Source organism: Pseudomonas sp. B21128 (assembly GCF_044218865.1).
Lineage (GTDB): Bacteria > Pseudomonadota > Gammaproteobacteria > Pseudomonadales > Pseudomonadaceae > Aquipseudomonas > Aquipseudomonas iridis.
The window spans coordinates 2,090,695-2,108,078 of record NZ_CP162590.1 but is presented as its reverse complement, the minus strand read 5'-3'; the positions used below and the strand labels follow the sequence as shown (position 1 = coordinate 2,108,078).

Here is a 17,384-nt window from a genome sequence, read left to right as displayed (position 1 = left end):
GGAGAGCATGCGATCAAAGTTATTCATCACGGGCCGTAGCCTCCGCACTGGTTGGGCTGGCGTATTCGGCCTTCAAACGTCCGTCCTGACCCAGAAGCCAGGCGTCCATGATCTGACGTACCACGGGCGCGGCGACGCCGGAACCGGACTCACCGTTCTCGACCATCACCGAAACAACAATTTTCGGGTCATCGGCCGGAGCGAAGCCGACAAACAAGGCGTGGTCACGATGGCGTTCCTGAACCTTGGAGCGGTCGTATTTCTCGCCCTGCTTGATCGCCACGACCTGGGCCGTACCCGACTTGCCGGCGATACGGTATTGCGCGCCAATGGCCGCTTTGCGCGCGGTCCCCCGGGCGCCGTGCATCACTTGCTGCATGCCGTGGTTGACCTTGGCCCAGTCAGACGGATCGCGCAGGATGATGTCCGGTATCGGATTTTCGTCCACCGGCTTCACCCCATCGAGGGATTTGGCCAGGTGCGGCCGGTTCCACACGCCTTTGTTCGCCACCAGCGCCGTGGCCTGAGCCAACTGCAGCGGGGTCGATTGCATGTAGCCCTGGCCGATCCCGAGAATCAGCGTTTCACCGGGGTACCACGCCTGTTTGCGGGTCGCGCGCTTCCACTCGCGGGACGGCATCAGGCCGGGAGATTCTTCGAACATGTCCAGCGAGACCTTCTGGCCGATGCCGAACTTGTTCATGTAGGCCGACAACCGGTCAATGCCGAGCTTGTGGGCCAGGTCATAGAAGTAGGTGTCGTTGGACCGCATGATCGCCGTGTCGAGGTCGACAAAGCCGTCGCCCGTACGGTTCCAGTTACGGTATTTGTGATCGTAGTTGGGCAGCATGTAATAACCCGGGTCGAACACCCGGCTCGACGCGGTCACCACACCCGAGTCGAGGCCTGCGATTGCCACGGCAGGTTTGATCGTCGAACCCGGCGGATACAGGCCGCGCAGCACGCGGTTGAACAGTGGCCGGTCAATGGAATCGCGCAACTCGGCGTACGCTTTGAAGCCGATGCCGGTGACGAACAGGTTCGGGTCGAAGCTCGGCTGGCTGACCATCGCCAGCACTTCGCCGGTCTTCGGATCGAGCGCAACCACCGCGCCACGACGACCGCCCAGCGCAAGTTCGGCGGCTTCCTGCAATTTGATGTCCAGGCTCAGGACGATGTCCTTGCCGGGAATCGGATCGGTACGCTTGAGTACTCGCAGAACGCGGCCCCGAGCGTTGGTCTCGACTTCTTCGTAACCCACCTGCCCGTGCAGTTCCGGCTCGTAGAAACGCTCGATGCCGGTCTTGCCGATGTGGTGGGTGCCGCTGTAGTTGACTGGGTCGAGGGTTTTCAGCTCTTTCTCGTTGATCCGCCCCATGTAACCCACCGAGTGCGCAAAATGCGCACCCTGCGGATAGTGACGGACCAGTTGCGCGACGACTTCCACGCCCGGCAGCCGGAACTGGTTCACCGCGATGCGGGCGATCTGTTCTTCGCTGAGTTCGAACAGGATCGGCACCGGCTCGAACGGCCGGCGCCCCTGGCGCATGCGCTTCTCAAAGATCACCCGGTCTTCCGGCGTCAGTTCCAGCACTTCGACGATCACGTCGAGCACTTGCTGCCAGTCGCCGGAGCGCTCGCGGGTCATGCTCAGGCTGAAGCTCGGACGGTTGTCCGCCACCACCACGCCGTTGCGGTCGAAAATCAACCCACGGGTCGGCGGAATCGGCTGCACGTGAACACGGTTGTTTTCCGAAAGCGTCGAGTGGTACTCGTACTGGATCACCTGCAAGTAATACAGCCGCGCAATCAACACGCAAATCAACAGCACGACTGCAATGGCCCCGAACACGACGCGGCTACGCACCAGGCGTGCGTCCTTTTCATGGTCCTTGATGCGGATCGGCTGAGACATGAGGGCAGGATTACTTGTGGTAAGGGTGACCGGACAGCACGGTCCAGGCACGGTACAGCTGTTCGCCGATGAGGATCCGCACCAGCGGATGCGGCAAGGTCAGCGGCGACAACGACCAGCGCTGATCAGCGCGGGCACAGACTTCCGGCGCCAGCCCCTCGGGGCCGCCAACCATGAAGTTGACCGTGCGCGAATCCAGCCGCCAACGGTCGAGTTCGACCGCAAGCTGCTCGGTGCTCCAGGGTTTGCCGTGGACTTCCAGCGTAACCACCCGCTCGTTCGGCCCAACCTTGGCCAGCATGGCTTCGCCTTCCTGGCGGATGAAACGGGCCACGTCGGCATTCTTGCCACGGGTATTGAGCGGTATTTCCACCAGTTCCAGCGCCAGCTCGGACGGAAGACGCTTGGCATATTCATGCCAGCCTTCTTCCACCCACTTGGGCATGCGTGAACCGACGGCGATCAGTCGCAGTCGCACAGCAATCCCTTACAGCTGGTCTTTGTTGAGCTTGGTGAAATGCTCGTGGGTGTTTTCCGGGCTGTGGTGCTTGGCGTCTGCCGCACGGCTTTGCTCGGCACCGGCCCACAGGCGCTCCAGGTCGTAGAACTGACGCGCCGAGGCGGTCATCATGTGCACGATCACCAGGTCGAGGTCGAGCAGCACCCAGTCGCTGTCGCCCTTGCCTTCTTCGCCCAGCGGCTTGGCGCCCTGCTTTTTGACTTCTTCGCGGACCTTGTCCAGCATCGCGTTGATCTGGCGATTGGAAGTACCGGTGGCGATGATCATGTAGTCGGTGATGCTCTGCTTGTCGCGAACATCGATGATCTGGATGTCTTGCGCCTTGACGTCTTCAAGAGCGGCAACAGCAAGCTTGACCAGTTCGTCGCCTTTGAGCGGCTCGTTGGTGTTCGCCACTTCCGGCAACGGCGCGCTTTTGAATGTGCCTTTACGTTTTACTTTAGGTAGGTCTTTGTCAGTCATATAAAACTCGTTTTGCTCATATATTCGGCGGCTTGGCGACACGTGGATTCGTATCAGTTAAGCACGCCTTGTTCAGTTCGACGCACGGTACAGACCGTGCGCATCGATGTAGGCCAGGACCGCGTCGGGCACCAGGAAACGTACCGACTTACCGCTGGCCAGCAGTTGACGGATCTGGGTGGCAGAGACCGCGAGCGGTGTCTGCCAGACGAATGCAATCTGTCCGCTCGGCCCTTTCAGGGCCAGCGGGTCGCTCACCGAACGCGCTGCCAGCAGGTTGCGCAAGGCATCCGGCGGTTCGCTGTCGGCGTCCGGGCGCTGTAGCACCAGGATGTGGCAATGCTGGAGCAACTCTTCCCAGCGGTGCCAAGTGGGCAGGCCGCAAAATGCGTCCCAGCCCAAAAGCAGAAAAACCTGGGTCTCGGCGGCCATTTCGGCACGCATCAACTCCAGGGTATCAATGGTGTAGGACGGTTTGTCCCGCTGCAATTCGCAGGCATCCACCACCAGCGGCGGCACTCCGGCCACCGCGCACTCGACCATCGCCAACCGGTCCTGCGCCGACACCTGCGGCGTGCCGCGATGCGGCGGGCGCGCGCTCGGCATCAAACGCAGCTCATCCAGCCCCAGCGCTTCGGCGACTTCCAGCCCACCGCGCAAATGGCCGATGTGCACCGGATCGAACGTGCCACCCAGTACGCCAATGCGCCGAGGACGGGGTTCGTTGCCGGGCGCAGGCGTTGTCAGGTCGAGGTCGGTCAATTCAGACCGTCGCCTGGCCGCGCAACTGGCCATCACCGACCACGATGTACTTCTCGCAGGTCAGTCCTTCGAGGCCCACCGGGCCGCGGGCGTGCAGCTTATCAGTAGAAATGCCGATCTCGGCACCCAATCCGTATTCAAATCCATCGGCGAAGCAGGTCGGGGTGTTGATCATCACCGACGCCGAGTCGACTTCAGCCACAAACCGCCGGGTGTCAGCGAGGTTTTCGCTGACGATCGAGTCGGTGTGGTGCGAGCCGTAATGGTTGATGTGTTCGATCGCCTGGTCCAGCCCATCAACGACGCGGATCGACAGAATCGGCGCCAGATACTCGGTGTTCCAGTCGTCTTCACTGGCCGCCACGGCGTCGATGATCGCCCGGGTGCGCTCGCAGCCACGCAGCTCGACGCCTTTTTCGCGGAACTGCGCCGCCATCGACGGCAGGAAATCCTGGGCAACCGCCTGATCGACCAGCAAGGTCTCCATCGCCCCGCAGATGCCATAACGGTAAGTCTTGGCATTGAACGCGATGCGCTGGGCTTTGGGCAGATCGGCGTGGGCACTGACGTAAACGTGGCAGATGCCGTCCAGATGTTTGATCACCGGCACACGAGCGTCGCGGCTGATGCGCTCGATCAGGCCACGACCACCGCGCGGAACAATCACATCGACATACTCGGGCATGGTGATCATCGCGCCAACGGCGGCGCGGTCAGTGGTTTCGACCACTTGCACGACGGCAGCCGGCAGTTCGGCTTCGGCCAGACCGCGCTGGATACACGCAGCAATCGCACGATTGGAATGAATCGCCTCGGAGCCACCGCGCAGGATGGTCGCGTTGCCGGACTTCAGGCACAGGCTGGCGGCATCGATGGTCACATTGGGCCGGGATTCGTAGATGATCCCGATCACACCCAGCGGCACGCGCATCTTGCCGACCTGAATCCCCGACGGGCGAAAGCTCATGTCACGGATCGCGCCGACCGGATCCGGCAGCGCAGCCACCTGACGCAGGCCGACGATCATGCCGTCGATGCGCGCCGGGGTCAGCTCCAGACGCTCCAGCAATGCCGGCTCCAGACCACTGGCGCGACCGGCGGCCAGATCCTGTTCATTGGCTGCCGCAAGCTCGGCGCGAGCCGCATCCAGGGCATTGGCCGCAGCCTGCAAGGCGCGGTTTTTCTGCGCGGTGCTGGCACGGCCGATGACCCGGGAAGCTTCGCGGGCGGCGCGACCCAATCGGGTCATGTAGTCAAGAACGGACTCAGTCATGGTCTGCTGGGGTCTTGGCAAAGAGGAAAGCGGCAGATTATAGCTGTCGCGTCCCGGGACTAACAGCGGTGACGGGCGGATGGTCGAAATGGACTACAAATTGCCAACGTTCAGCGGTGATTAAGACTCAAATTGTTATCATCGCGACCTCTTCAGCCTGGATAAACATTGCCTGCCATGTCCAACCTGACCATTGCCAGCCAAGCCGCACACTTGCCACAGGGGCTTGCGGACAGTTTTTTCGACCGTGACGCGCAAATACTGGCGCGGGATCTGCTCGGCAAAGTCATCCGCCATCGGGTCGGAGATCTGTGGCTGAGTGCGCGAATCATCGAAACCGAGGCCTATTACTGCGCCGAAAAAGGCAGCCATGCGTCACTCGGCTACACAGAAAAGCGTAAGGCTTTGTTTCTGGATGGCGGACACATCTATATGTATTACGCCCGTGGCGGCGATTCGCTGAACTTCAGCGCGCAGGGGCCGGGCAATGCCGTGCTGATCAAATCGGCTTATCCGTGGGTCGATGAAATCAGCGGCCCGGCGAGTCTGGCGCAGATGCTGTTGAACAATCCTGATGCGCAAGGTCGGCCGCGGCCATCGCAGAAGCTCTGCGCCGGACAGACCTTGTTGTGCAAGGCGCTGGGTTTGAAGGTGCCGATGTGGGACGCCAAGCGTTTTGATCATGAACTGTTGTTGGTGGAAGATACCGGACCGGCACCCGCGCACATCATTCAGACTACGCGTTTGGGTATTCCCCTTGGCCGTGACGAACACCTGATGTACCGCTTCGTCGACGCCGCCTACGCGCAATGGTGTACGCGGAACCCGCTGCGCCGGGGTCAGGTCGAAGGCCGGGACTATTTCCTGCTGTAAATTAAAACCCCGTAGGAGCTGCCGCAGGCTGCGATCTTTCGCTTTGAAGATCAAAACATCGCAGCCTGCGGCAGCTCCTAAGGGGGCAATCAATGAAATGGAGTTTTTGGTATGGGCCCATGGCTCGATAGCGTGACCGGATGGCTGGCGGCCAATCCACAGTGGCTGGCCATCGCAGTGTTCATTGTGGCTTTTGTCGAATGCCTGGCAATTGCCGGTTTAATCGTGCCCGGCACGGTGTTGCTGTTTGCCGTCGCGGTGCTGGCCGGCAGCGGCGCGCTGTCGTTGAGCGAAACCCTGTTGCTGGGTTTTCTTGGCGGCATTCTCGGCGATGTGATCTCGTACTTCCTCGGTCGGCATTTCCACCAGAACATCCGCAGACTGCCGGGGCTGCGCCATCATCCTGAATGGATGAGCGGTGCCGAAAGCTATTTCCAACGTTACGGCATCGCCAGCCTGTTGGTCGGGCGCTTCATCGGACCGCTGCGACCGATGCTCCCGATGGTCGCCGGCATGTGCGACATGCCTTTCCCCCGCTTCGCTGCCGTCAGCCTGCTGGCCGCGGCCGGCTGGACACTGGCCTATCTGCTGCCGGGCTGGGCCACGGGCGCGGCGTTCCGCCTGCCATTGCCCGAAGGTTTCTGGCTGGAAGCGGGGATCGTCGCCGGCACCATCGCGGCGATGATCGGCCTCAGTGTCAACAGCAGCCTGCGCCGTCATCGCCGCGCAACGATCTGGATCAGCAGCATGAGCCTGTTGATTCTGATTGGCCTGTTCATCGGCTTTCCGTACCTGACGGCACTCGATCAGGGCGTGATGACGCTGGTACAGGAGCATCGCCAACCGGTGCTGGATGAAATCGCGGTCACCTTCACCTTGATCGGCGAGTTCCGCAACATGCTGATGTTCAGCGCCCTGCTGACTGGCCTGTTGCTGCTCTGCCGACAGTGGCGCCACGCCATTTTCGCTGGCGGCACCCTGCTCTTCACCGCACTGGCGAACACCGCGACCAAACATTTTTTCGCCCGTGTACGCCCGGAAGTGCTGACCGACCCTATTACCAGCTTCAGCATGCCCAGCGGCCATTCATCGGGCGCGTTCGCGCTGTTCCTGACACTCGGCGTGCTGGCCGGGCGCGGGCAACCGCCACGCATGCGCCTGACCTGGCTGCTAATCGGCTGCATACCGGCGCTGTCGATTGCCCTGTCGCGGGTGTATCTGGGGGCGCATTGGCCGACCGACGTACTGGCCGGCGCCATGCTGGCCTCGTGCGTGTGCGCGGCGGCGTTGTGGTTGAGCCAGCGCAAAACCCCGTTGAACGCCATGCCCTTCAAAGTCTGGTGGCTGATCCTGCCAGCACTGGTGGTGTTGTTCAGTTTCTTCGCGTTTCGTCATCTGCCTCACACCTTGATGCGGTACGCCTACTGACGTCGACGGAGCATTGGTCGCCGTCAAACACGCCCCCCGCTTTCACTCCTCGCTCTCTCGGGTTTGCGCCCAGAGAGCGTTTTTTTGTGCATCAGCGAATTGCCATTTGGGCATTCCCTGGATTTCCACGTCCAGACTTTGAAATAAAAACCGCGTTACATATCAATTGCCCAAATTCAACTTCCATGCCTGCCACAATTTGATTATTCAATTAGATTGATACGCAAACCCATTCTTCTCCACTGTTTTATAAAACCATTAAACACAACGCCGCTTAATTAACCCGGCAACAATTTTTCATCTATGTGCACATTAATAATTCATTCCAAATAATTCATTATCGACGAGTAGGTCATGAGTCCTAAAACACCACGCAAGTCCACGTCAGCACCGCTGCACAAATCACCCGAATCCATTGCGGTCACCGACCCACCCGAGGCACGACTTCCGGCATCTCGGGTCCGCGCGACCGGACCCGATGTCTATGCAGCTGACGCGCACCCCCGGCCTGTGCCGACCACGCAACCGGTTGCCTCCGGCAGCGTCGGGTCGGCCGTTGTGATAACCCCCCTGCAAGGCCAAGGCCAAGGCCGAGGCACTTCGGTTTTTACTGACGCACTGGTGGGTGAATACTGGTTGTCCGCGCCACTTGTACGCGGCATGGGCGAACCGAATGAGGAGGGTTTTATTTATGTCGTCGAGCGCAAGTTTGTCCAGGTTGAACATCAAGGGCAGTTGCAAATGGCGCATGTCGACTTCGATAGCGAAACAAGTGCCTATCGGTTAAAAAAACTGAGTGAGCGTAATCCCCTCGGCCCGCCGGTTTATAAAAACCCCACAGGATCGACCTGGAGGCTGAACGAATCACCCGGAGCCATCGAAGGTGTGGAGGCCTTCAGCAGCGCTGCGCAAAAACGCGCCTTAGCCGACGAAAACCAGCCAACTGAGGCCAAACGTGCTCGCCCGACCCACCCGCCACGCCGTATTGATACAGCCCATTTCGCTCAGACCTGGCGCTCGCCAGACCGCCAGGGTTATTACGAATTCGTGTCGCGCGGGCAGGCACATTCAGGTGCATCGCAGACGCTGTTTGCTTTTGCCGACGGTCAAGGCGGCTGGACTCAGGTCGAACCACCTGTTGCAGGTTTCGACGCCCAACCGGTTTATCTGAAGCAGTGGACGGATAAGGAAATCTGGGACCTGTACGGTATCGAAGGGCAAGCGATCGAACGGTTTCGCAGCCAGGCGCAGGCCAGTGGGCAAAGGCCGGACTGGGTGACCCCAAGCAAAGTGCGCAACCCGGCAACGGCACTGGTTCGTGATTCGCTCAGGTGGCTGCACCCCGATAGGTCCTCAGCACAACGCGAAACATGGCTGCAGTCTTACAACCTGTTACCCAGCCAATTGACCCGCTTGCAGCAGCACATGAGTACGCAGTTGCTGATGCCTGAATGGGCCGCGACGCACAAACGCGCGATGGAGGATGACACCGCGCCGCGGCACCTGACGCAAATCAGTGAGCAATTCGCCGCCGAACTGAACCTGAAAAGGGGCGCCAGACACCCATGGTACGACCCGGAGAAGAGTCTGACCGTCTCATTCCGTGCAGCACTACTGACGCGGCTGGGCTATTTGCGCAACCAAAACAACTGCCTTTATCGAACCGATGTCCCGGGTCTGTTCCGGGGTGATGATCGCACGCCGTTCGAACTGGCGAACGACAACGCCATGCTGCCCCGCTATGCGCACACCGCAGGCGCAACCACGGATAAACCGATCAGTGCCACCTTCAGCCTCAACGAAGCACGCCTGTATGGCAGCGCGCCCGACCCCGAATACCTGAGATTCAATACTCAGCGAAACAGACACCCCGGTCGGCCAAACGACGACTCATCGTCCGACAGCAATACTTCCTCGACCGACTCGGACAGCGACGACTCGATCGACTGGGATCACGAGCGGCGATATCCAACCACCCGCGACCGCCAGCAGGTGATGTTCATCTATGCACTCGACACGCGCGGCCTGGAGGTGGTGCCACGTGAGGAAAATTATGCGTTCAACTCCGGCGCCACCGACAACCCGCCGACATGGTTTCCCGATGACAACTTTGAGGGCCTGGTTTCGGTCGGTAAAAAAGGCATCGAAGCCGAGCGAATCTGGCTACTCGATTCCTCATTGAGCAAAGGCGCCAAAATCAACGACATCAATGAGCAGGCCGCACACCGCGCCGAGCACATCGAAGAAATGACCCACAGTGGAAGTCGTAACACATCCGAATACGACCAACTGATCGACGCCATCGAAGCCCTCGGAAAACCGATTTTGAAACTGTCGGGCAACAAGGATGAGTTCGCCGACGACATCGTCTGGCCGTAACTCAAACTTTTTCCTGTAGCGACATGCCGGCCTTTACAGCCGTCACCCTCAGCCCCCCATTCAAAGGATTGAATTGTGGCAAAACCCATTGACTCTTCCCATTTGCAACGACCCGGCCAGGCCATATATGTCACGCCGATCGACGCGCCGCCCCTTCTGCAAACGCCCGCCACGGGCCAACCCGGAACACCACCCCCGCCTCCCGAAGCGCCAGCCGGTGACGCAGAAACCTCCTCTTCGCGCACACTCAAATCGCTCGACAAACGGCTGGGTGCCTTACGCATCGGTGAGTTTGCCATCACCCGTGTCGAGCTTGAGATCATGGGAGCCAAAATCGCTGGTCGCGCGATCAACGCAGACAACGCGAACATTAAAACCGCCGACCAGGCTTTTCTCGACGCATTGAGCTTCAACCCGGATGCCGTCGAATTGCGGATCAGATCCTCCGAACCGACTGACAGCACCGCGGCAACCTTCCTCTTCGAACTGGCCTGTAAACGTTCCATCGGTGCGCCGCCGGTGTTCGACGCCGGCGAGCCGCTGGCCCCTGGTAGCCCGATGGAGCGCTTCAACAGACTTGTCGACGCCGCGCAGAAAATCGATATTCATCGTGTCGATGTCTATGACCATCTCCCCCCTTGGGTCAGTAAAGCCAAAAGCTCGGTACTTAGCGGCGCAGGTGTCGGGCTGCAGGCCTATGGCATTTACAGCGGGATGGCCGGCGTCGCGGACGCGATCAAGACCGGTGACTGGGGCGAAGCGGTGTTCAACGGCGCAGCAGTCGCCACGGAACTCGGCTCACTGATCATCGAGCGCGGCCTGACCAAGACCGGCGAAGCGATGCTCAAGAGCAACGGGGTGATTTTCCAGCGGTTCTCGACCACATCGGCGGGCAAAGTGCTGGGACGCGGTGCCGGGTTATTCGCCAGCGCCATCACCCTGCCCTTCGACATCATCGGCGCGGTGAAATCCTTCAACGCTGCGGCGGCTTCGCAGGGCAAGGAAGCGCAGGATCACTACGTCAGCGGCGCGATGAGTGTGGCTGGCGCAGGCGTCAGCATCGCCCTCGGTCTGGCAGCGCTGGCCGGTTTCGGCAACATCGCAGGCCCAGCGGGAATTGTGGCCGCGGCGGTGCTGGTACTTGGTGCGGAAATTTATCGCGCGGCGCGGATCGTTGACGATATTGACGACTACATCGAACTGAGTGCGCATCAACGGTTACGCTCGGGCTGGTTCGCATTCACTCGCCAGGAACTGGATCAGGACGTGTTGGATCGCTACAAGGTTGCCAAGGCATTGAGTGATCACGGCCGACAGATCGAGCGCTCCGCCAAGGCACTGCTTGAAGGTGCGTACCGTAACTACGTCGAACACGTGGTGAACGGCAGTTTCAACGTCACCCTGCAACCGGTGAAACACTGGAAGCATCAATGGGATCCGGCCGCAGGCGAACAACCGTTTACCATCGCTCATGAGCCGGTTGTGCTGGAAACCATCGATGTCATCGACGCCCGCGATGGCTTGCCGCAGAATCTCGACGGCTTGGTCACCGGTACGCGGGGTGACGACAAAGGCATTCTGTGGCGCCTGGGCGATGGCCATGACCGGATCACCGGGGTCAAAAAAAAGTCCAACTTCTTCATATACCGAGGTGACCCGAAAACGCTCGTCGGCGGTGACAAGGACGACGAACTCCACTACGAGGTGACCCACGCCGAACTGGATCGGGAATTACCACCGGCAGCCATCAGCCATCTTGACGGTGGCGACGGTTCCGATCTGCTGTCCTTCACCGGCAGGCGTCCTGCCACGGATACCCGCCAGCAAGGTTACGACATCAATCTGCAAAGAGGCGACGTCAGCCTGCACAGTGCCGGGTCAGCGACAGCGGAGATAAAGATGGCTCAGATCACTTCCATCGAGAACGTCTCGACACTGACCGGCGGCGCGAGCCGGGTAACCGGCAGCGACACCGCCAACCGGATCACCGCCAACGGTCTGGATATCGTTGATGCCGCCGCAGGCGATGACACCATTATCATCCGCGGCACACATTGCCGCGTGACCGGCGGTGCCGGCCAGGATCGATACTTCATCACCGACACCTGCGTCGAGACAACGATTATCGAGGATGGCGAGCAGTCGAGCCTGATCGAATTCGGCTGGCCGCTGGCGACCATTCAGCGCTGGCAGGTCATCGGCACTTCGCTGGTGGTGCGTTCTTTGCGCGGTGAAGACGGCGAACTCCCCGAGCATGTCCTGACGATCGAAAATGTTTATCAATACCTGAACGGCCAGCGCTCGATCCGCAATCATCAGTTGCTCTTCAAGACCCGCGACGGTTATGAACTGTTACCCGTCCTGCCCGCTTCGCTGAATGACGCCGATGACCATGATGTTGAGGCAGCGCTGACGGTGCAGGGGCGGCTTGCGCCCGCCTTGGGCATCCTCAACGGAGGGAAAGTCTCGGTTACCCACACCAGCGCCAGGCATTACTTCGTGCCACGGGGCGACGGCAAGATCGTGTTTGACGCAAGTGCTGCCCAGAAGACGACCACAACGGTCTACCTCGACTGTAATCATGCGGACGTAGGCGACGTTCACATCAACTACGATACGGCCGTACGGCAAGGGGTCTCCGGTTACTCGTCGCTCATTTACAGCAACGTCAACCTGAGCCTGTTCATTCCCAACCGGGTGATCAACTTGGTCGGTGTCATCAGCGAGCGGCATGCTGCGACGTTCAATAGCGGCGGCGGCATTTTCACCAATGGTTTGCACATGGCCAACCAGGTTGTGCTGATCTTCCGGGATGGAAAGTCCTGCCGCGTAATTGCTCCGAGGCTGGACTATGCGCAGGATGTCAAACGCGCAGGTCTGCAGGGGCACAATGCTCGCGACTGCCTGAAACTGCGCCATGGGCAGTATTCCTTCCACGCGCCACGGATCACCGAACAGAGCTTGCTCCCGGCGCACAACGCCCGGATCGAGATCAAGGCGGACACACCTCAAGGCATATACGCACTGCAAGGTCAAAGTGCCGAGTACGAAGTATTCCCTGCCAGCAACGCGATCATCAGCCTGACGACCCCGGGTGCAGACGCGAAAACCGCCGACGCGTCGACCTGGACGATTCACACCGCAAACATGAAGGAAACGATCACCGGCAGCGAAATACGGCTTAAGGGGACGACCCTGTATCTGGGGAGCGTCATCGTCCAGCTACCGAACACCGAAGACCCCGATGTTCCGGTCGAGACCGTCCATGTGGTCAGCTCCAGCGGCGATATCTATGACATCAACCTTGTGTTCGAGGTGGTGCGTCTTCACGAGCTCAATGCGCAGGCCTACACCAGCGTCAAAGCGTTATGCGAGGACCTCGACGCACGCCGCGCACGCCACCCTCTGGCGGGGGTGGTCAGGGTTCGCAATATCTTCACCGACAAGGCTGTCGGCGCGAATGTGTTGTACAACGCCACGCACGATTACTGGAGCGTCGATAACCCGCCGGGTTACCGCATCGCCCCCGCAGACCTCAGCATCGACCTTGAATCGATCAGGTTGCCGCGCGTCCCGGGCAAATAAAAACGACCCTCACGCGAACAACTCACCTTGCAGTTCATCGAGCAGCGCCTGGATAGCATCCAGTCGCTGCTGCGGATCGTCGAGTTGCAGCAGGTCAATCTTGTCTTCTTCGGCGAACGGCAGCAGGTAGGCCAACTGATTGGCCAATGACTGCTGGCCGTGCGCCTCGGTGCCCATGTTCAACGCCTCGACCATCGGGTGCTCGGCCAGCGCCTTGAGCAGCGCCACCAGATCGGCGTCCTCGTCCTGCAAGGGTTGCTCGGGTTCATCGTCCAGCCACTCGACGTCGGCGAGGATCAACTGGTCGCGCTGCACTTCGGTGCGCAACACATGGAAACGCCGCCCGCCTTGCACGCGAATACCCAGCAAGCCGTTGTCCTGCTGCTGGAAATCGGTAATCCGCGCTTCACAGCCGACCAAAGCGAAACCTTCCGGCGCGGCGCCGACTTCGCTGCCCTGAAGAATGCATACCACGCCGAAACCGCCGCCCTGTTTCATGCAGCGGCCAATCATGTCCAGGTAGCGCGCCTCGAAGATCTGCAAGTCGAGGTTGCAGCCGGGAAACAGCACTGTGTTCAACGGGAAAAGCGCCAGACTCATAGACATTTCCTTACACCACCATCGACACCGCCAACGGCAGGAACACCGCCGTGGCCACGCCCATCAGACTCATCGCCAACGCCGCGAAGGCGCCGGTCTCATCACTTTCCTGCATCGCCACCGCCGTGCCGACGGCATGCGCGGTCATGCCCAGTGCCATGCCGCGTGCTTCGGGGCTGTGCACCCCGAGCCGATTCAACAGTGCCGGGCCGAAGATCGCACCGATGACCCCGGTGATCAGCACGAACACCGCCGCCAGCGCCGCCACGCCACCGATCTGCTCGGCCACCAGCATCGCAATCGGCGAGGTCACCGACTTCGGCGCCATGGTCATCAGGATCATGTGATCAGCACCGAACCACCACCCCAGCAAGACACCCATGCCCGTGGCGACCACCCCGCCTATCACTAGCGTAGTAAAAATCGGCCAGAACAATTGGCGAATGCGCCGCAGATTGAGATACAGCGGAACCGCCAGCGCGACCGTCGCCGGCCCGAGCAGAATGCTGAGGATCTCGGTGCTCTTGCGGTACTCGGCGTACGTCAGACCGCAGCTGACCAACACGCCGATCACCAACAGCATGGAGACCAGCACCGGTTGCAGAAAGATCCACCGGGTTTTCTCGAACGCCGCCAGCACCAGCTGATAGGCACCGAGGGTAATGCCGATGCCGAACAGCGGATGGTGAATCACCGACGCCCAGGCGCCGTGCCAATCGAAGAGCATCAGGACTCCTCCGACGGCGGCGCGTGACGCTTGACCAGGCGCTGCATCAGCACACCGGCGAAGGCCATCGAGAGAATCAGCGATACCACCAGCGCACCGACAATCGCCCAGAAATCCGCGGCAATCGCCGTGGCGTACACCATCACGCCCACTGCGGGCGGCACCAGCAGCAACGGCAAATAACGCAGCAGGCTGCCGGCCGCCAGATTCAGCGGCTCGCCGACTTCACCGCGAATAATCAGGAACACCAGCAACAGCAGCAGACCGATGATCGGCCCCGGCAGCACCGGCAAGAGCAAATGGTTGAGTGCCGTGCCGAGCAATTGGAACAGCACCAGCAGGGTCAGGCCACGTAACAACATCTGACATCTCCGACAGAAAGCGCCCGGCATTATAAGCATGCCTGCGCTATGGATCGGCATTCGCCAAAAGCATGGTCGGTTGACCTGAGCAAATTGCCATGATGATCTACAGTGGTTCGCAGGGCGGTCAAATCCCCCACCTGAAAAACTATAAAACAGATGAACCCAAGGAGAGTCTCAATGCCCTATGTTCCAGTTGCAGAGCTCAAAGATTACGTCGGCAAGGAACTCGGACGTTCCGAATGGCTCACCATCGATCAGGAACGCATCAATCTGTTCGCCGAAGCCACCGGTGATTTTCAGTTCATCCACGTCGACCCGGTCAAAGCCGCGCAAACGCCTTTTGGCAGCACCATTGCCCACGGTTTCCTGTCATTGTCACTAATGCCCAAACTGATGGAAGACATCCTGATCCTGCCCGAAGGCGTGAAGATGGTTGTCAACTATGGCCTGGAGAGTGTGCGTTTCATCCAACCCGTGAAAGTCGACTCGAAAGTCCGACTCAAGGTCGACATGGTTGAAGTGACCGAGAAAAAACCTGGCCAGTGGCTGCTCAAAGCCACCGCAACACTTGAGATAGAAGGCTCGGACAAACCGGCCTACATCGCTGAACCGCTGTCGCTCTGCTTCGTTTAAGCGCCGGGATGCGAAGCGGCGCACGCTGTTTCGCATCTGCTTCCCCTGAGCGGCTGTATAAGGTCACATAGCTGCGGCATACTCGGTCGCCTAATTGCCCGGATCCCGCTATGCGCTCACTCGCTCGTCTTGCACCCCTTGCCTTGACCCTGTTGCTTGCCGCTTGCGGCGACGGCGAATCGCTGTTGCCCCCGGATGCGCGCCTGCCGGACGGCGGACGCTATCGCGGCGAGTTGGTCGATGGCTTGCTGCAAGGTCAGGGACGTGTCGACTACCCCAACGGCAGCTGGTACGCCGGGCAGTTCGACAAGGGGCAGTGGCATGGGCAGGGCGAATGGCATGGCAGTAATGGCGAGATCTATCGCGGCCAGTTCCAGCAAGGTTTGTTCGACGGTCAGGGCAGCCTGACCACCAATGCCAGCAGTTACACCGGCGGCTTCAAACAGGGCCGGCGTGACGGCGAAGGCACGTTGAAAGAAAACGCCATGACCTACCGTGGCGAATTCAAGGCTGATCAATATTCCGGGCTCGGCCGTCTCGAAATGGATGACGGCAGCTCTTATCAAGGCCAGTTCGCCCACGGCAAACCCAATGGCGAAGGCCAGCGCGGTGATTCCAGCGGCAACTCGTTCACCGGCCATTTCGTCAACGGTCAGCTTGAAGGCAACGGTACGTTCAACAGCGCTGACGGCGACATCTATGTCGGTGGCTTCAAGAACAATCAACTGCACGGCAAGGGCCGCTACGAAAACGCCGACGGCGACGTCTGGCTGGGCCAGTTCAAGGAAGGCGCGCTGACCGGCAAGGGCGAATTGATCGGTGCTGACGGCAGCCATTACATCGGTTCGTTCAGCGACTGGCGCTTCAGCGGTCAGGGTCGCTTGAACCTGTCCGATGGCAGCTTTTATATCGGTGGATTCGACAACGACAGTTATTCGGGGCGCGGCACACTGGTGCTCACCGACGGCAGTGTCATGAGCGGCACCTGGATCAACGGCCAGCGCGTGCGTGATGCCGACGGCAAATTGCTGCCCGACACTCTCGAACTCGGCTTGCTCGCTCAGGGCCGTTTGCTTGATGAGGCATTGGCGGCGATTCCGCCCTCCACGCCTGCGGTCGAGCTGTACACCCTGACCCTCGGCGGCGACGGCAAGCAGAGCGTGTTCCTGCGCGAATCCGACTATGTCGCCAACATGCTCAATACGCGTTTCGGCGCCCATGGCCAGATCCGTCTGGTCAACCACCGCGACCACCTCGGCGACCGGCCGATGGCCACTCGCGAGAACCTGCGCCGCGCTGCACTGACCCTGGCCGAACGCAGCGGCCCGGAAGATTTGCTGTTCATCTACCTGACCAGTCACGGCACCGCCGAACACGAACTGGTGCTCGACCAGCCGCGCATGGAACTGGCCGACCTGCCCGCCGACGAACTCGCCGCCGTGCTCGCGCCGCTGAAAAACCGCGACAAGATTATCGTGATTTCCGCGTGTTATTCCGGCGGTTTCATCCCGGCGCTCAAAGACGAGCGCACGCTGATCATGACCGCCTCGCGCGCTGATCGCGTGTCCTTCGGTTGCTCCGAAGAAGCCAACTTCACCTACTTCGGGGATGCGCTGTTCGCCCAGGCATTGAACCAGACCGACGATCTGGAGCAAGCCTTCAAACTGGCCAGGGCCACCGTCGCCGAGCGTGAACTGGCAGACAATTTCGAAGCCTCGGAGCCGCAGATCTGGGCACCGAAAACCGTGCTGTCGCACTGGCAGCAACTGCGTAAACAACAAGCGCGAAAAGCTTTGCAAAGTGCTGCGTTGAACGACGGAGCGATAAAGAGCAACTAAGCTGAACAGTATCAAGGGAGAGAC

General features: G+C 60.2%; 14 protein-coding genes. 6 read left to right on the top strand and 8 right to left on the bottom strand.

Annotated elements, in window-relative coordinates; genetic code table 11:
• Nucleotides 1-19: 19 nt before the first annotated feature.
• The 5 genes from mrdA to AB4P91_RS09325 all read right to left on the bottom strand — a co-directional run bounded on the left by mrdA (nucleotide 20) and on the right by AB4P91_RS09325 (nucleotide 4,932).
• On the bottom strand, nucleotides 20-1,915 hold the full coding sequence (gene mrdA, locus AB4P91_RS09345) for a penicillin-binding protein 2 (RefSeq protein ID WP_150595239.1): 1,896 nt from the start codon (nucleotides 1,913-1,915) through the stop codon (nucleotides 20-22).
• 10 nt (nucleotides 1,916-1,925) lie between these two features.
• Nucleotides 1,926-2,393: a 23S rRNA (pseudouridine(1915)-N(3))-methyltransferase RlmH gene (gene rlmH, locus AB4P91_RS09340; RefSeq protein ID WP_007937439.1), complete on the bottom strand. Its 468-nt coding sequence runs from the start codon at nucleotides 2,391-2,393 to the stop codon at nucleotides 1,926-1,928.
• Nucleotides 2,394-2,402: 9 nt separating this feature from the next.
• Entirely contained in the window at nucleotides 2,403-2,897 is a 495-nt protein-coding gene (gene rsfS, locus AB4P91_RS09335) for a ribosome silencing factor (RefSeq protein ID WP_042561254.1), read from the bottom strand.
• A 72-nt stretch (nucleotides 2,898-2,969) separates the two neighbouring features.
• Nucleotides 2,970-3,692, bottom strand: a complete 723-nt coding sequence (gene nadD, locus AB4P91_RS09330; RefSeq protein ID WP_150595237.1) for a nicotinate-nucleotide adenylyltransferase — start codon at nucleotides 3,690-3,692, stop codon at nucleotides 2,970-2,972.
• Entirely contained in the window at nucleotides 3,661-4,932 is a 1,272-nt protein-coding gene (locus AB4P91_RS09325) for a glutamate-5-semialdehyde dehydrogenase (protein WP_150595236.1), read from the bottom strand. Before AB4P91_RS09325 ends, nadD begins: the two co-directional genes overlap by 32 nt.
• 177 nt (nucleotides 4,933-5,109) lie before the next feature.
• Between AB4P91_RS09325 and AB4P91_RS09320 the strand changes: the two genes are divergently transcribed.
• From AB4P91_RS09320 to AB4P91_RS09305, 4 genes are all read left to right on the top strand, one after another.
• Complete coding sequence (locus tag AB4P91_RS09320; protein WP_150595360.1) at nucleotides 5,110-5,805, top strand: DNA-3-methyladenine glycosylase; 696 nt, start codon at nucleotides 5,110-5,112, stop codon at nucleotides 5,803-5,805.
• Nucleotides 5,806-5,916: 111 nt separating this feature from the next.
• Nucleotides 5,917-7,233: a bifunctional DedA family/phosphatase PAP2 family protein gene (locus AB4P91_RS09315; protein WP_150597044.1), complete on the top strand. Its 1,317-nt coding sequence runs from the start codon at nucleotides 5,917-5,919 to the stop codon at nucleotides 7,231-7,233.
• A 354-nt stretch (nucleotides 7,234-7,587) separates the two neighbouring features.
• Nucleotides 7,588-9,612: a hypothetical protein gene (locus AB4P91_RS09310; RefSeq protein ID WP_395604675.1), complete on the top strand. Its 2,025-nt coding sequence runs from the start codon at nucleotides 7,588-7,590 to the stop codon at nucleotides 9,610-9,612.
• A gap of 75 nt (nucleotides 9,613-9,687) precedes the next feature.
• Nucleotides 9,688-13,197, top strand: a complete 3,510-nt coding sequence (locus tag AB4P91_RS09305; RefSeq protein WP_395604674.1) for a calcium-binding protein — start codon at nucleotides 9,688-9,690, stop codon at nucleotides 13,195-13,197.
• A gap of 9 nt (nucleotides 13,198-13,206) precedes the next feature.
• On the opposite strand, the gene AB4P91_RS09300 is transcribed toward AB4P91_RS09305, so the two are convergent.
• From AB4P91_RS09300 to AB4P91_RS09290, 3 genes are read right to left on the bottom strand one after another with little or no spacing between them, the layout of a single operon-like run.
• Nucleotides 13,207-13,797 carry an LON peptidase substrate-binding domain-containing protein gene (locus tag AB4P91_RS09300; RefSeq protein WP_150595233.1) on the bottom strand — a complete coding sequence of 197 codons (591 nt, stop codon included), beginning with the start codon at nucleotides 13,795-13,797 and terminating at the stop codon, nucleotides 13,207-13,209.
• A gap of 10 nt (nucleotides 13,798-13,807) precedes the next feature.
• Complete coding sequence (locus tag AB4P91_RS09295) at nucleotides 13,808-14,524, bottom strand: LrgB family protein (RefSeq protein WP_150595232.1); 717 nt, start codon at nucleotides 14,522-14,524, stop codon at nucleotides 13,808-13,810.
• A complete protein-coding gene (locus AB4P91_RS09290; protein ID WP_150595231.1) occupies nucleotides 14,524-14,886 on the bottom strand; it encodes a CidA/LrgA family protein in 363 nt (120 codons plus the stop codon). The genes AB4P91_RS09295 and AB4P91_RS09290 overlap by 1 nt, the downstream gene beginning before the upstream one ends.
• A gap of 180 nt (nucleotides 14,887-15,066) precedes the next feature.
• On the opposite strand from AB4P91_RS09290, the gene AB4P91_RS09285 reads away from it, so the two are divergent.
• Both AB4P91_RS09285 and AB4P91_RS09280 read left to right on the top strand, forming a co-directional pair.
• A complete protein-coding gene (locus AB4P91_RS09285) occupies nucleotides 15,067-15,522 on the top strand; it encodes a MaoC family dehydratase (protein WP_395604673.1) in 456 nt (151 codons plus the stop codon).
• Nucleotides 15,523-15,632: 110 nt separating this feature from the next.
• Nucleotides 15,633-17,360: a C13 family peptidase gene (locus tag AB4P91_RS09280; protein ID WP_150595229.1), complete on the top strand. Its 1,728-nt coding sequence runs from the start codon at nucleotides 15,633-15,635 to the stop codon at nucleotides 17,358-17,360.
• The last annotated feature ends 24 nt before the right edge of the window (nucleotides 17,361-17,384 follow it).